A 15,207-nucleotide genomic window follows, 5' to 3' on the forward strand; every position below is an offset into this window, starting at 1 on the left:
GGCTGTTCTTCCGGATGACGGAAGTCTAGCGTCGTCTAGAGGAAATCCGGACGGTTGCGCCGGTTGTTCCCCGGGATTAATATCCGCAATGCGGAAAGAAGAATCCATTCAAAGGAAACTGTGGCCCTGGGAGGGTGGAGCTCGTGAACATTCAGATCACCGGTGGCGACGTCGAGCGGGGAGACGAGATCCTCACGCCCGAAGCCCTCGACTTCGTCGCGGAGCTGCAGCGACGGTTCGGGGCCCGCCGTGACGAGCTGCTCGCCGCCCGCAAGGCCCGGCGCGACACGGTCGCGCGCACCGGGCGCCTCGACTTCCTGCCGGAGACGGCCGACGTACGCGCCGGCGACTGGACCGTGGCACCGGTGCCCGAGGACCTCCAGGATCGTCGCGTCGAGATCACCGGCCCGACCGACCGGAAGATGACGATCAACGCGCTCAACTCCGGCGCCCGGGTCTGGCTGGCCGACATGGAGGACGCCAGCACCCCGCACTGGAACAACGTGATCGGCGGCCAGGTGAATCTGTACGACGCCATCCGGCGCGACATCTCCGCGATGTCGCCGCAGGGCAAGCTCTACGAGCTCAAGCAGGACCAGCGGCTGGCCACGATCGTGATGCGCCCCCGCGGCTGGCACTTCGACGACCAGCACGTGCTGGTCGACGGCAAGCCGGTCGTCGGCGCCCTGGTCGACTTCGGGCTCTACTTCTTCCACAACGCCCGCGAGCTCGTGGAGCGCGGGAGCGGGCCGTACTTCTATCTCCCCAAGATGGAGAGCCACCTCGAGGCGCGGCTGTGGAACGACGTGTTCACGTACGCGCAGGAGGAGCTCGGGATCCAGCACGGCACCGTGCGCGCGACCGTGCTCATCGAGACCATCCCGGCCGCGTTCGAGATGGACGAGATCCTCTACGAGCTGCGCGACCACGCCTCCGGTCTCAACGCCGGCCGCTGGGACTACCTGTTCAGCCTGATCAAGTACTTCCGCGACGCCGGGCCCTCCTTCGTGCTGCCCGACCGGGCCACGGTCGGGATGACCTCGCCGTTCATGCGTGCGTACGCCCAGCTGCTGGTCAAGACCTGCCACCGCCGCAACGCCCACGCGATCGGCGGGATGGCCGCCTTCATCCCGAGCCGCAAGGACCAGGAGGTCAACGCCATCGCCTTCGCCAAGGTCCGCGAGGACAAGGAGCGCGAGGCCGGCGACGGCTTCGACGGCTCCTGGGTGGCCCACCCCGACCTGGTCCCGATCTGCCGCGAGATCTTCGACGGTGTGCTCGGTGATCGCCCGAACCAGGTCGACCGACAGCGCGACGACGTCACGGTCGCTGCCGAGGACCTGCTCGACGTCGCCTCCGCCGGCGGCGCGATCACCCTCGCCGGTCTGCGCGACAACGTCGAGGTCTCGCTGGTCTACCTCGACGCCTGGCTCCGCGGCGCCGGCGCCGTCGCCATCCACAACCTGATGGAGGACGCCGCCACCGTCGAGATCTCGCGCTCGCAGATCTGGCAGTGGGTGCACAACTCCTCGAAGCTCGACGACGGGACGCCGGTGACCGCCGAGCTCGTACGCCAGGTCCTGGACGAGGAGATGGCGAAGCTGCTCGCGGCCGCCGACGGGATCGAGCACCGCCTGGAGCAGGCCCGCACCATCTTCGAGGAGGTCGCGCTCGCCGACGACTACATCGACTTCCTGACCTTGCCCGCCTACGACCAGGTGGTGGGTGCATGAGCCATCTCGAGGATCTGGTTGCGCGGCTCGACCGGGATCTCGCAGGGGCCGACGCGGCGCTGGCCGCCGGCTATCCGGGGGATCGTGGCGTACGCCAGCCGGTGCACACGGTCTACGTGCCCGGCGACCGCTACTCGGACAAGACGGTGGCGCAGTGGTCGGCCGAATCGGTCGCCGCGCTGGATGAGTTCGGGGGCTCGGCTGCCGAGGTGGCCTCGGTCTTCGGACTGGGCTCTGACGCGGTCGCCGCGATCTACGACCGGGCGCGCGCCAAGCTGACCGAGGAGCCCATCGAGGACCTGCGGATCGACTTCGAGGACGGCTACGGGAACCGGCCTGATGTCGATGAGGACGCTGAGGTCGTGGCAGCCGCGGGGGCGCTTGCCGCCACCGTCCGCGACGGCGCCGCGCCCCCGTTCCACGGCATCCGGATCAAGTCCTTCGAGGCTCCGACGCGACATCGCGGGCTGCGTACGCTCGATCTCTTCCTGGGTTCGTTGGTCCGCGACGGCGGTCTGGGCGACGGCTTCGTCGTCACCCTGCCCAAGGTGACCTCGGTGGAGCAGGTGACCGCGATGGTCACCGCGCTGTCCGCGCTCGAGGCGGCGCACGGGATCGAGGACGGGAGTCTTCGGTTCGAGATCCAGGTGGAGACGCCGCAGTCGATCCTCGGCTCCGACGGCACGGCGCTGGTCGCGCGGATGATCGCCGCCGGGGCGGGCCGGGTCACGGGCCTGCACTACGGGACGTACGACTACTCCGCCTCGCTCAGGGTCGCGGCCGCGTTCCAGAGCATGGAGCACCCGGTCGCCGACCACGCCAAGGACGTGATGCAGGTGGCCGCCGCCGGGACCGGTGTCTTCGTCTCGGACGGCTCGACCAACGTGCTCCCGGTCGGGGACCGCGATTCGGTGCGCGCTGCGTGGCAGCTCCACTCGCGCTTGGTGAGCCGCTCGCTGGCGCGCGGGATCTACCAGGGCTGGGACCTGCACCCGGCGCAGCTCCCCAGTCGCTACCTCGCGACGTACGCGTTCTTCCGCGACGGGCTCGAGGTCGCCTCGGCCCGGCTGCGGGCGTACGTCCACGGCGGCGACTCCAGCTATCTCGACGAGCCGGCGACTGCTGCCGCGCTCGCCGCCTTCGTGCTGCGCGGGGTCGAGTGCGGCGCCGTCGCGACCGACGAGGTCGAGCGGCTCGCCGGGATCGACCAGGTCAAGCTGGCCGAGCTGGCCCGTCGGCGGGTCGCCTGAGCCTGCCGGACGCACGGCGGCAGGCTGGGTAGCCTGCCGCCATGCGCGTCGAAGCCGAGTTCACCACCGAACCGTTCCGTGGCGAGGGCGAGCCTCCCGAGCACGCGACCGCGGCACTGGAGGCCGCGCGCGGGGCCGGTCTGGAGTGCGACTTCGGGCCGCTGGGCACCTCGGTGCGCGGTGAGCGCGACGCCGTCCTCGCGACGCTGGCGGACGTGGTCGCCGCGGGGCTGGACCACGGAGCCGACCAGATCACCTTCCAGGTCCGCGTCGAGGGACGCAGCGCGCCGCGGCGTACGGCCGGCGGGCTGGAGGGGCTGCTCGCCGAGGTCGCCGACGAGCTCGGGAGCGACCTGCGGTCCTTGGACCGCCAGGGGAAGCAGCGCGCCGTGCGGCTGCTCGAGGAGCGTGGCGCCTTCGACTACCGCAAGAGCGCCGAGATCGTGGCCGGTGCGCTCGGGGTCACCCGGTTCACCGTCTACAACTACTTGAACCGTGAGCGGGAGTAGCCCAAACTTTTCAACAAACTGTTGACTGTGACGAGAGCCACATGCAATCGTTGTTGCTGTACGGAAATTAGTTTCCGCATAGCGAGAGAGAACGGTTCATGGATCTCCAGAGCTTCAACACCTCACCGGCAGACGTCGTGCGACCTGCGCTGCGGGCCTGCTGCGACGCGCCGAGCTGGGTCGCCGCCGTCCTCGCCGGGCGTCCCTACGCCGACGAGGCCGACGTCGTCCGGGCTGCCGACGAGGCGGCCCGGCGGTTCACCGCGGCCGACGTCGACCAGGCGCTGGCCGCCCACCCGCGGATCGGGGAGCGCGCCGAGGGCGAGCACGCCGAGGCCGCCTGGTCGCGGCGCGAGCAGGCCGCGGTCGGCACCGACCCGGCCACCGCGCAGGCCCTCGCCGAGGGCAACCGGGCCTACGAGCAGCGCTTCGGACGGGTCTTCCTGATCTGCGCCACCGGCCTCTCGGCCGACCAGGTCCTGACCTCGCTCCGCGAGCGGCTCGGCAACGAGCACGACCAGGAGGCGGCCGTGGTCGCCGACGAGCTGCGCAAGATCGCGCTGCTGCGACTCGAGCGGGTCCTGGACGCCGAGGAGGTCTCGGCATGAGTGCCATCACCACCCACGTGCTCGACACCGCCCTCGGCCGTCCGGCCGCCGGTGTCCCGGTCCGGCTCAGCCGGATCGAGGACGACACCCGACAGACCTCCGTCCTCGCCGACGCCACCACCGACGACGACGGCCGGGTGACCGACCTGGGGCCCGATCAGGCCCCCGCCGGCACCTACCAGCTCCGATTCGACACCGCCGCCTACTACGCGGCGACCGGTCAGGAGTGCTTCTACCCGGAGGTCCTCGTCACCTTCGCGGTCACCGATCGGCGGCACCACCACGTGCCACTTCTGCTGAGCCCGTTCGCCTACTCCACCTACCGAGGGAGCTGACATGCCCATCCACCTTGGATCCAACCAGTACGGCAAGGCCGAGAACCGCGTCGTACGCATCTACCGCGACACTCCTCGCCACCAGATCCGCGACCTCAACGTCTCCACCGCCCTGCGTGGTCGCTTCGACGACGCGCACACCAGCGGTGACCAGCAGGACGTGCTGCCCACCGACACCCAGAAGAACACCGTCTTCGCCTACGCGAAGAAGATCGGGGTCGCCTCGATCGAGGAGTTCGCGCTCGCGCTCGCCGACCGCTACCTCGAGGCCTGCCCGGCCGCCGAGGGCGCCCGGGTCGAGATCGACGAGTACGCCTGGGACCGGATCGAGGTCGACGGGGCCGGTCACGACCACTCATTCGTGCGATCCGGTGGCGGCGTACGGACGACTGTGGTGAACGTCGACGGCCGCGGGTCGGACCGGGTGGCCCATGTGGTCTCGGGCATCAAGGACCTGGTCGTGCTCAAGTCGACCGGCTCGGAGTTCCACGGCTTCCTCAAGGACGAGTACACGACCCTGCAGGAGACCACCGACCGGATCCTGGCGACCTCGCTCGTCGCCCGCTGGCGCTATTCGACTCTGCCGATTTCGAGGGGCGAGATCGACTGGGACAAGTCGTACGACTCGATCCGGGCCCTGCTCCTGCAGCGGTTCGCGGAGATCCACAGCCTCGCCCTGCAGCAGACCCTGAACGGGATGGGCACCTCGGTGCTCGAGCAGCACGGCGACGTCGCCGAGATCAAGTTCTCCGCGCCCAACAAGCACCACTTCCTGTCCGACCTCTCGCCGTTCGGCTTGGACAACCCCGGCGAGGTCTTCTTCGCCGCGGACCGGCCCTACGGCCTGATCGAAGCCTCGGTCGTACGCGACGAGGCCCCTGACGCCGGCAACGCCTGGCATGCCATCCCCGGATTCTGCTGAGGCCCGGCCATGCTTGGTCGTAGGAGACAGGCAACCGCATCGGTATCGACCCGTCCCGAGGACGAACGGCATCCACCGGGCCAGCTTCTCGCCTACGGCACGCAGCACATCCTGACGATGTACGGCGGCGTGATCGCGCCGCCGCTCATCGTCGGGGGTGCCGCGGGCCTCTCGGGCACGGACCTGGCGCTCCTGGTGACCGCCGGGCTCTTCGTCTCCGGCCTCGCCACGCTGCTGCAGACGCTCGGTCTCGGGCCCTTCGGCAGCCGGCTGCCGATCGTGCAGGGGATCTCGTTCGCCAGCGTCTCGACCATGGTCGCCATCGCCAGCGAGGACGGGCTGCGCCCGGTCTTCGGCGCGATCATCGTCGCCGGCCTGATCGGGCTGGTCCTGTCCTCGTTCTTCGCCCAGCTGGTCCGGCTCTTCCCGGCCGTCGTCACCGGCACGATCATCACCGTCATCGGGCTCTCGCTGATGCCGGTGGCGTTCCGGTGGGCGATGGGCAACGACGCCTCCGCTCCGGACTACGGCTCGATGACGAACATCGCGTACGCCGGTCTGACGCTCCTCATCATCCTGGTGATCAGCCGGGTGTTCCAGGGCGCGATCTCACGCCTGTCGATCCTGATCGGGCTGGTCATCGGCACCCTGATCGCCGTCGCCGCCGGTCGTGCCGACTTCTCGGCGGTCGGCAAGGCCGACCTCGTCGCGCTGCCGCCGCTGCTGCACTTCGGCAGCCCGACCTTCGAGGTCGGTGCGATCGTCTCGATGACGATCGTGATCCTGGTGATCATGACCGAGACGACCGCCGACATCCTGGCGATCGGCGAGATCGTGGAGACCGACGTGGACGCTCGACGTGTCGCTCGTGGTCTCCGCGCCGACATGGCCGCGACGACGGTTGCGCCCTTGTTCGGAACGTTCCCGTGCAGCGCGTTCGCACAGAACGTCGGGCTGGTGGCTCTGACCGGCATCCGCAGTCGGTACGTCGTCGCGACCGGTGGTCTCGTCCTGCTGCTGCTCGGGCTGCTGCCGGTCGTCGGCGCGGTCGTCGCCGCCATCCCGTACCCCGTGCTCGGCGGCGCCGGCATCGTTCTCTTCGGCTCCGTCGCGGCATCCGGGATCCGCACGCTGTCCCGGGTCGACTACGAGGACAACCTCAACATGGTGATCGTCTCCGTGGCTCTTGCCGTCGGGATCCTGCCGATCGCCGCCCCGACCTTCTGGGACGCCTTCCCGTCCTGGCTCGGAGTGGTCATGCACTCCGGCATCAGCGCCACCGCCCTGGTCGCCGTCGTCCTCAACCTGCTGTTCAACGAGATCACCCTCGGCAACCGCTCGGGCGCCTCCGTCTTCGCCGCCTCGCAGGACTCTCGTGAGGCCTTCGGGGACCGGCTCGACGACGACATCGAGAGGACGTGACACTCACCGACGTCGGCTTCACCAGACGATGACACCTTGTGAATTGCTCACAAGGTGTCATCGTCTGGTGAAGGCGGAGGGCAGTCGAGCTGCTGGTGGTCTTGGAAGAAGTGGCGGGTGCCAGGGCACCGGCCGAGACGTCAGTCCGGTCGGTCGAGCTGGCACCGAGGTGCCAACTCGACCGACCAAAGTGACGCTTCGGCCGACCGGGGCGACGCTTCGGCACCGGCGGGGTCAGCCGACCAGGTGAGGATCGGAGGCGTTGACGAGGTCGCCCTCGATCCAGACGCTGCGTACGTCGGCGGGGGTGCCGAGGGCGAACATCTTGGCCAGGGCGTCGCCCGCATCCGCTGCGTGGGCGAGGCCGACGGCGAGAGGGGTGCTCGGGGCGGGCTTGATCCACTGGGCGTCGAAGCGGCGGCCGACGGAGAAGTCGCCGATCGAGGCGCCGAGGCCGAGGGCTTCGGCGCCGGCGACCGTGGCCAGGTGGAGGAGGTGGGTGGGGGTCAGGGGGTGGCCGGCGTCGCCGAGGAGCTGCTGGGCGACGTACGCTCCCAGGCCCTCCTTGAGCAGGGAGAATCCGGTGCCGGCGCCGACGTCGGAGCCCATCGCGACGCGTACGCCGTGGGCGCGGTGGCGGGCGAGCGGGAAGAGGCCGCTGCCGAGGGCGGCGTTGCTGGAGGGGCAGTGCGCGACGGCGGCGCCGCGAGCCGCCAACAGGGCGAGCTCGGCGTCGGTGGGGTGCACGTTGTGCGCCAGGACGGTGCCGGGGCCGACCAGGCCGTGGCGGTCATAGGAGGTCACGTAGTCGCAGCCGCAGAGCTCCTCGACGGTCTCGATCTCGCGGGTGTTCTCGTTGACGTGGGAGGTCAACATCGCACCCGGCACCGCGCGCAGCACGTCACCGCAGGCCTCGAGCAGCGGCTCGGAGCACGACAGCGAGAACCGCGGCGTCACGGCGTAGCGGGCCCGGCCGACACCGTGCCAGCGGGCCGCGAGCGCGAGCGACTCCTCCCGTGCCCGCGAAGGATCGGTGAACAGGTCCTCGCGGATGAGCCGGTCGCTGACCACGAGGCCGCTGGTGATCCGTAGCCCGACCCGCGCGGCCTCGGCGAAGACCGTGTCGACGGCGGGGGCGAAGTGGCTGCCGAAGACGAGTGCCGTGGTGGTGCCGGCACCGACCAGGCCGCGTACGAAGTCGGTGGCCACGCCCGCGGCGTAGGCGGTGTCGGCCAGGCGCGCCTCCTCGGGGAGGGCGGTCTGGTCGAGCCAGTCGAGCAGCGGCATGCCGAGGCCGCCGATGACGCGTACCTGCGGGAAGTGCACGTGGGTGTCGACGAATCCGGGCAGCACGAAGCCGCCGGAGAGGTCGACGACCTCCTCCTGGGGGTGCTGCCGGCGCAGCTCGGCGAAGGACCCGCGGGCGCGGATCACGCCGTCGCGCACCAGTAGGGCGCCGTCCTGCTCCGTGCGGAGCTCGCCGCCGGAGAACGGGTCGGAGGGGGTGTCGAGGAAGGTTCCTCGGAAGAGCGTCATCGTGGGGTTCACCTTGGTTGTTGTTCGGTTGATGCGGGCTCGCCCGCGAAGATCTGCAGCAGCCGGGCCGCGACGCTGACCGCGATCGTGGCCGGCTCCTTACCACCGAGATCGGGGAGGCCGATGGGGGTGGTGATCCGGGCGATCGCCTCGGGGGTGTGCCCCTCGTCGGCGAGCTTGGACCGGAACCGGCTCCACTTGGCGCTCGAGCCGATCAGCCCGATCGACCCGAGGTGGGCGGCGCGGAGTGCCGCGTCGCACAACGCGGCGTCCTCGGCGTGGTCGTGGGTCATGATCAGGACGTGGGTGCCCTCGGGGAGCTCGCCGATGACGAGCTCGGGCAGCACCGGCACCTCGTGGACGTGGATGCCGGCGACGGCGTCGTCCAGACCGCGCAGATGCGCAGGGGAGAGCTGGGCGGCGCGTGAGTCGACGAGGTGCAGCTCGAGGTCGTGGCGGGCCAGGATGCGCGCCAGCTCGACCCCGACGTGGCCCATCCCGAAGACGGCCACGGACGGGACCACGGGCAGCGGCTCGAGCAGCAGCTCGACCTCGCCGCCGCAGCACTGCACGCCGTGCTGGTAGGGCGCCTTGTCGGAGAGCGACACCTTCAGGCTCTCCGGCATCCCACGATCCTCGGCAAGCATGGCCCGGGCGCGCTCGATCGCGACCGCCTCGAGGTTGCCGCCACCGACGGTGGCCCAGGTGCGGTCGGTCGAGACCACCATCTTCGCCCCGGCCTCGCGCGGCGAGTGACCGCGCACGGATGTGAGCGTCACGAGTACGCCGGGAACCCGCTGCTCGCGCAGCCGCTGGACGGCCTTCAGCCACTCCATGTCGTCACCTCTCCCCGGCCATGGCCGGCTCGGCGCCGGCGTCGCTCGTCGCGGGGGCCTGCGGCGTACGCGCCTTGTCGAGCGCCCAGTAGACGGCCTCCGGGGTCGCGGGGGACGCCAGCTCGACGCTGGTCCCGGCCGGACCGAACGCGGCGGCCGCCTCGCGCAGCGCCTCGCGCACGGAGAAGGCGAGCATCAGCGGGGGCTCGCCGACGGCCTTGGAACCGTAGACGGCACCCTCCTCGTGGGCCTTCTCGAGCAGCTTCACCCGGAAGTCTCCGGGCATCTCGGAGAAGCTCGGCAGCTTGTAGGTGCTCGCCGCCTGCGTCGCCAGCCGGCCACGGTTGGGCCCGTCGGAGGTGTCCCAGCGCAGGTCCTCCAGGGTCAGCCAGCCCGCGCCCTGCACGAAGCCGCCCTCGATCTGGCCGATGTCGATCAGCGGGCTCAGGCTGTCGCCGACGTCGTGGACGATGTCGACGCGCCGCAGCGTGTAGGCGCCGGTGAAGCCGTCGACCTCGACCTCGGACGCGGCGACACCGTTGGCGAAGTACTTGAACGGCTCGCCCTGCATCGCGTTGGGGTCCCAGTGCAGGCCCTCGGTGCGGTAGAAGCCGGCCGCCCACAGCTGCACCCGCTGGTGGTAGGCGGTGTTGACCAGCTCGTCCCAGCCGATCGACCCCGACGCAGGCGACAGACCGCGGACGACGCCGTCGTCGAAACGTACGTCGCTGGGGCTGATCCCGAGATGGCCACCGGCGACCTGGGCCAGCCGCTCGCGGATCTGCTCGCAGGCGTTCTTGATCGCGGCGCCGTTGAGGTCGGCGCCGGAGCTGGCCGCGGTCGCCGAGGTGTTGGGCACCTTGTCGGTGCGCGTCGGTGCCAACCGGACCCGGGACAGGGGGAGCCCGAGCGCGGTGGCGGCGACCTGGAGCATCTTGGTGTGCAGGCCCTGGCCCATCTCGGTGCCGCCGTGGTTGATCAGCACCGAACCGTCCTTGTAGACGTGGACGAGGGCGCCGGCCTGGTTGAAGGCGGTCAGGTTGAACGAGATGCCGAACTTCACCGGCGTCATCGCCAGGCCCCGCTTGGTGTGCGGGTGACGGCGGTTGAAATCGGCGATCTCCGCGCGGCGACGGGCCACCTCTCCGGACGCAGCGACCTGGTCCCAGCAGGCCGCCAGCCGGTCGGCCTGGCGCACCTGCTGGCCGTACGGCGTCGTCTGGTCCTGCTGGTAGAAGTTGCGGCGCCGCAGCTCGAGCGGGTCGATGCCGAGCAGAGGTGCGCACCGGCCGAGCAGGTCCTCCATGACGAGCATGCCCTGCGGGCCGCCGAAGCCGCGGAAGGCGGTCTGCGAGGTCTTGTTGGTGCGCGCGACCCGGCCGTCGACCCGGATGTTGGGCACCCAGTAGGCGTTGTCGATGTGGCACAGCGCGCGGGCCAGCACCGGCTCGGAGAGGTCGAGGCTCCAGCCACCGTCGGCGGTGAGGGTGGCCTCGAGAGCGACGATGTGGCCCTCGTCGTCGAACCCGGCGCGCCAGGTGCTGTGGAAGCCGTGGCGCTTGCCGGACATGGTGATGTCCTGGGTGCGGTTGAGCCGCAGCCGCACCGGCCGGCCGGTCAGCGTGGCGCCGAGCGCGGCGATGGCCGCGTAGCCGTGCGGCTGCATCTCCTTGCCGCCGAACGCGCCACCCATCCGCAGGCACTGGACGGTGACCTCGTGGCTCGGTACGCCGAGCACGTGGCCGACGATCTCCTGGGTCTCGGAGGGGTGCTGGGTGCTGCTGTGCACCAGCACCTGGCCGCCCTCGTCGACCAGCGCCAGCGAGACGTGGGTCTCGAGGTAGAAGTGCTCCTGACCTGCGAACTCGAACTCGCCCTCGAAGACGTGGGCGGCGCTCTCGAAGGCGCCGGCGACGTCGCCCCGCTCGAGGTGGCGCGGGGTGCCCTGGAAGCTCTCGGCCGCGATCGCCTCCTTCACCGTCACCAGTGACGGCAAGGCCTCGTAGTCGACCTCGACCGCGGCAGCGCCCAGCCGGGCCGCCTCCTGGGTCTCGCCGAGCACCCAGCACACCGCATGGCCGTGGAACATCACCTCGGTCGGGAAGAGCGGCTCGTCGTGCTTCACACCGGCGTCGTTGATGCCGGGTACGTCCTCGGCGGTCAGCACGCGCACGACACCGGGCACCGCGTAGGCGGGCGCGGTCCGCAGCGCGGTGACCAGGGCATGGGAGTGCGTCGCCTGGACCGGCCAGGCGTGCAGCGTGCCGGCGATCCGCCCGACCAGGTCGTCGGTGTAGAGCGCCTCGCCGGTGACGTGCAGCGCGGCGCTCTCGTGCGGGAGCGGGATCCCGACGACGGGGTTGTCGGGGCGTTCTGACAGGGCGCTCATGCGGGCACCTCCTCGCGGTCCGTGTGGGTCTCCGGATGGGTGTGGAACAGGCGCAGCAGGGACTGGCCGAGCATCGCCGAGCGGTAGGACGCGCTGGCGCGGTGGTCGTCCATCGGTGTGCCCTCGCCGGCGAGGACGGCTGCGGCGCGGCGTACGGACTCCTCGGTCCAGGGCTGTCCGACCAGGGCGTCCTCGGTGGCGACGGCACGCAAGGGTGTCGCGGCGACGCCGCCCAGGCCGATCCGGGCGCGGACCACGGTGCCGTCGGCGATCTCGAGCGCGTAGCCCACGGCCACGCTGGAGATGTCGTCGAAGCGGCGCTTGGCGATCTTGTGGAAGCCGACGACCGGAGCCAACGGCAACGGCAGCCGTACGCTGCGGATCAGCTCGTCATCGGCGAGGACCGTCTCGCGGTAGCCGGTGAAGTAGTCGGCCAGCGGGACGACCCGCTCGCCGCGCGGCGAGGCCAGCACGACCTCGGCGTCGAGCGCGAGCAGGGCCGGCGGGGCGTCGCCGATGGGAGAGGCGGTGCCGATGTTGCCGCCGAGCGTCGCGCTGTTGCGGATCAGCCGCGAGGCGAACTGCGGGAACAGCTCGGCCAGGAGCGGCACCCGGCCGTTGAGCTTGCGCTCGATCTCGGTCAGGGTGAGGGCCGCGCCGATCTCCACGTGGCCGGTCCGGAAGGAGAGCTCGCGCAGCTCGGGCAGCCGGTCGACCGCCACGACCAGCCGCGCACGGCGACCGCGGAGGTTGACCTCCACGCCCCAGTCGGTCGAGCCGGCGACGACCTGCGCCTCCGGCCACTCGGTGATCACGTCGAGCGCCTCGGTCAGCGTCTTCGGGCGTACGAACTCGGCCCCGTCGACCGCGATCCGGGTCGGTCGCGGCTCGGGCGGGGGCTGCTGCTGACGCGCCGCGAACGCGTCGTCGGCGTCGGGCGCGCCGAGGGCGTAGGCGGCGTCGCGGATCGGCCGATAGCCGGTGCAGCGGCACAGGTTGCCGCTCAGTGCGTGCAGGTCGACGCCGTTCGGGCCGTGCTCGTGGTCGCAGGCCGCGGCGGCGCCGTCGGTCTCGGGTGCCGGCTCACGGTTCGGGCGGTAGTACTCCGCGGCGAGGCTGCAGACGAAGCCCGGCGTGCAGTAGCCGCACTGGGACCCGCCGCGTACGGCGAGCTCCTGCTGGACCGGGTGCAGGTCGTCGCTGGAACCGAGACCCTCGCTGGTCACCACCTCCTGGCCGTCGAGCGCGGCGACCGGGACGAGGCAGGCGTTGACCGAGGTCCACTCGGTCGGCGAGGTGGTGCCGGGCCGGGCGACCAGCACCGAGCAGGCGCCGCACTCGCCCTCGGCGCAGCCCTCCTTGGCACCGGTCAGACCGCGGTTGCGCAGCCAGTCGAGGGCGGTGGTGTGCGTGGCGACCCCGGTCAGGGGTACCTGGTCCCCGTTGACGGTGACACTGGGGGCGCTGGGTGTGCTCATCGTTGACTCCGGATCGGGTTGCGGGTGCGGGCGCTGTGGATGGGGTTGGCATCGCGCAGGAAGTCGTCGAAGCGGTGGCCGGCGATCTTGGCGATCTCGATCAGCGCGGCGGCGTGCTCCTGGCGTTCGCAGTTGCCGAGCCGCTCGCGGCCCTCGGCGAGGATCCGGTCGAGCGAGTCGGAGTCGCGTACGGAGATGACCAGCGGGAAGCCGAACCGCTCGTGGTAGGCCTCGGTGAGGGAGGTCAGCGCCTCCTGGTCCGGTTCGGCCAGGTGGGTCAGGCCCCTCGAGGACTGGTCGCGCAGCGACTCCTCACCGACCATCCCCTCCGAGACCAGCTTCGAACCGAGCTCGGGGTAGGCCTCGATCAGCTCGCGCTGCTCCTCGGCCGAGCCGCTGAAGAGGGCGTCCTGGAAGGCGCGGCGCAGCGCGTGGGTGTCGGTGAACGGCCGCTGCTCCCAGGCCCGCTCCACCATCCACCGCGGTCCCTGGAAGAGACCGTCGAACGTCTCCACGAACTCCGTACGTCCCATCTGGTTGACCTGGTCGAGCCGGACGCCCTCGCCGGGCTGACCGGCGACGGCGGGGCCGTAGTCCGGGCCGACGTGGTGGAACAGGATGTTGAGCAGGATCGCGGTGAGGCTGCCGAGGGTGATGCCGCTGCCGAAGATGATCTCGGCCCACCCCGGGACGGCCTGAGCGACCTCGGGCTGCGCGGTGACGTACATGGCCAGGCCGACGCTGGTCGCCACGATCACCACGTTGCGGTGGTCGTGGAAGTCGACCTTGCTGAGGGTCTGGAAGCCGACGACCGCGACGGTGGCGAACATCGCCAGGGCGGCGCCGCCCAGGACCGGGTGGGGGATACCGGCGACGATCGCGCCCACCTTGGGCAGCAGCCCGATCAGCACCATGATCAGGCCGGCCGCGGCGACGACCCAACGGCTCTTGACCCGGGTCAGCCGGACGAGGCCGACGTTCTCAGCGAAGCAGGTGTAGGGGAAGGAGTTGAAGACGCCGCCGATGGTGGTGGCCAGGCCGTCGGCGCGCAGGGCCCGGGCGATGTCGGTGCGGCCGATCCGCTTCTCCACGATCTCGCCGGTGGCGAAGACGTCACCGGTGGTCTCGACGGCGGTGATCAGCATGACCACGATCATGGACACGATCGCGGCGGCGGAGAACTGTGGCCAGCCGAAGTGGAACGGCGTGGTGACGCCGACCCAGTCGGAGCCGGCGACCGCGTCGAAGTGGGCGTCCCCGAGGGCCCAGGCGACCAGCGTGCCGACGACCAGGCCGACGAGCACCGCGACGGTGGCCATGAAGCCCTTGAACACCCGCTGGATGACCACGATGAGTGCCAGGGTGCCCAGCGCGTACGCCAGGTTGCGACCGCTGGTGGGGTCCGAGGTCGGACCGGCGCCGCCGGTCGCGTCCGCGGCCGCGACGGGCAGCAGCGCGATGCCGATGATGGTGATCACCGAGCCGGTCACGACCGGCGGGAAGAACCGGATCAGGCGGCTGAAGTAGGGGGCGATGAAGAAGGTCGCCAGACCGGCGACGATCACCGCGCCGTAGATGACGAGCAGGCCGTCGGTGCCACCGCCGGCCGCCATCCCGATCGCGATCATGGGCGAGACGGCGGTGAAGGTGACGCCCTGCAGCAGCGGGAGACGTACGCCGACCTTCCAGAAGCCGACCGACTGGATGATCGAGGCGATGCCGCAGGTGAACAGGTCGGCGTTGATCAGGTGGATCAGCTCCTGCTGACTCAGCCCGATCGAGTTGGCGAGCAGGATCGGCACGATCACCGCACCGGCATAGAACGCGAGCACGTGCTGGAGGCCGTAGACGGCGAGCTTGCCCGCCGGCAGCACCTCGTCCACGGGGTGGGTGGGGCCGGCACCGACCTTCTGCTGGGGCCTCATCGACCTCAGGACTGCTCTCGCGTTCATCCTCACACCTTTCTCGGGGGCGCCCTCGGTGGGCAGGTGAGCTGTGACTTACCCCACAGCCTGGTCTTTCGGCGCCCCGAGCGGCACCCGCCGATCATCCGAAGATGGGGTCGGTGCGGATGTGGCCTTTGTGTGATGCTCCAGAATGGCGCGCGGCTGGTTTCGTAGCCGTTTCTGCGGCGTGAATCTCCGCGCCGGGATGCGTGTAACACGCTGTTCGTAGCACTATCCGGTCGT

At 70.7% G+C, this 15,207-nt stretch carries 12 protein-coding genes; 7 read left to right on the forward strand and 5 right to left on the reverse strand.

All coding sequences use genetic code 11. The annotated features are described in order from the left end of the window. The first annotated feature begins 143 nt into the window (after positions 1-143). From aceB to ACWZJV_RS17100, 7 genes are all read left to right on the forward strand, one after another. Positions 144-1,733: a malate synthase A gene (aceB, locus tag ACWZJV_RS17070; protein ID WP_457177327.1), complete on the forward strand. Its 1,590-nt coding sequence runs from the start codon at positions 144-146 to the stop codon at positions 1,731-1,733. Beyond that, positions 1,730-2,983 carry a DUF6986 family protein gene (locus ACWZJV_RS17075; protein ID WP_457177329.1) on the forward strand — a complete coding sequence of 418 codons (1,254 nt, stop codon included), beginning with the start codon at positions 1,730-1,732 and terminating at the stop codon, positions 2,981-2,983. The genes aceB and ACWZJV_RS17075 overlap by 4 nt, the downstream gene beginning before the upstream one ends. Positions 2,984-3,024: 41 nt before the next feature. Beyond that, the gene (locus ACWZJV_RS17080) at positions 3,025-3,492 is read left to right on the forward strand and encodes a helix-turn-helix domain-containing protein (RefSeq protein WP_457177331.1); all 468 of its coding nucleotides are present in this window, start codon (positions 3,025-3,027) and stop codon (positions 3,490-3,492) included. A 98-nt stretch (positions 3,493-3,590) separates the two neighbouring features. Beyond that, entirely contained in the window at positions 3,591-4,100 is a 510-nt protein-coding gene (gene uraD / locus ACWZJV_RS17085) for a 2-oxo-4-hydroxy-4-carboxy-5-ureidoimidazoline decarboxylase (RefSeq protein WP_457177333.1), read from the forward strand. Further along, the gene (uraH, locus tag ACWZJV_RS17090) at positions 4,097-4,435 is read left to right on the forward strand and encodes a hydroxyisourate hydrolase (protein WP_196875743.1); all 339 of its coding nucleotides are present in this window, start codon (positions 4,097-4,099) and stop codon (positions 4,433-4,435) included. Before uraD (ACWZJV_RS17085) ends, uraH begins: the two co-directional genes overlap by 4 nt. A gap of 1 nt (position 4,436) precedes the next feature. Beyond that, positions 4,437-5,357 carry a factor-independent urate hydroxylase gene (pucL, locus tag ACWZJV_RS17095; protein WP_457177335.1) on the forward strand — a complete coding sequence of 307 codons (921 nt, stop codon included), beginning with the start codon at positions 4,437-4,439 and terminating at the stop codon, positions 5,355-5,357. Between the two features lie 9 nt (positions 5,358-5,366). Next, complete coding sequence (locus ACWZJV_RS17100) at positions 5,367-6,779, forward strand: nucleobase:cation symporter-2 family protein (RefSeq protein ID WP_457177337.1); 1,413 nt, start codon at positions 5,367-5,369, stop codon at positions 6,777-6,779. A 234-nt stretch (positions 6,780-7,013) separates the two neighbouring features. Here the strand turns inward: ACWZJV_RS17100 and ACWZJV_RS17105 are convergent, their stop codons facing one another. The 5 genes from ACWZJV_RS17105 to uraD (ACWZJV_RS17125) are packed head-to-tail and all read right to left on the reverse strand — an operon-like array spanning position 7,014 to position 14,970. After that, entirely contained in the window at positions 7,014-8,315 is a 1,302-nt protein-coding gene (locus tag ACWZJV_RS17105; RefSeq protein ID WP_457177339.1) for a guanine deaminase, read from the reverse strand. A gap of 8 nt (positions 8,316-8,323) precedes the next feature. Continuing rightward, on the reverse strand, positions 8,324-9,151 hold the full coding sequence (gene xdhC, locus ACWZJV_RS17110; RefSeq protein WP_457177340.1) for a xanthine dehydrogenase accessory protein XdhC: 828 nt from the start codon (positions 9,149-9,151) through the stop codon (positions 8,324-8,326). 4 nt (positions 9,152-9,155) lie between these two features. Further along, the gene (gene xdhB, locus ACWZJV_RS17115) at positions 9,156-11,540 is read right to left on the reverse strand and encodes a xanthine dehydrogenase molybdopterin binding subunit (RefSeq protein WP_457177342.1); all 2,385 of its coding nucleotides are present in this window, start codon (positions 11,538-11,540) and stop codon (positions 9,156-9,158) included. Continuing rightward, the gene (locus ACWZJV_RS17120) at positions 11,537-13,018 is read right to left on the reverse strand and encodes a xanthine dehydrogenase small subunit (protein ID WP_457177344.1); all 1,482 of its coding nucleotides are present in this window, start codon (positions 13,016-13,018) and stop codon (positions 11,537-11,539) included. Before ACWZJV_RS17120 ends, xdhB begins: the two co-directional genes overlap by 4 nt. Continuing rightward, a complete protein-coding gene (uraD, locus tag ACWZJV_RS17125; protein WP_457177346.1) occupies positions 13,015-14,970 on the reverse strand; it encodes a 2-oxo-4-hydroxy-4-carboxy-5-ureidoimidazoline decarboxylase in 1,956 nt (651 codons plus the stop codon). Before uraD (ACWZJV_RS17125) ends, ACWZJV_RS17120 begins: the two co-directional genes overlap by 4 nt. Positions 14,971-15,207 lie beyond the last annotated feature (237 nt).

Source organism: Nocardioides sp. WG-D5 (assembly GCF_054031175.1).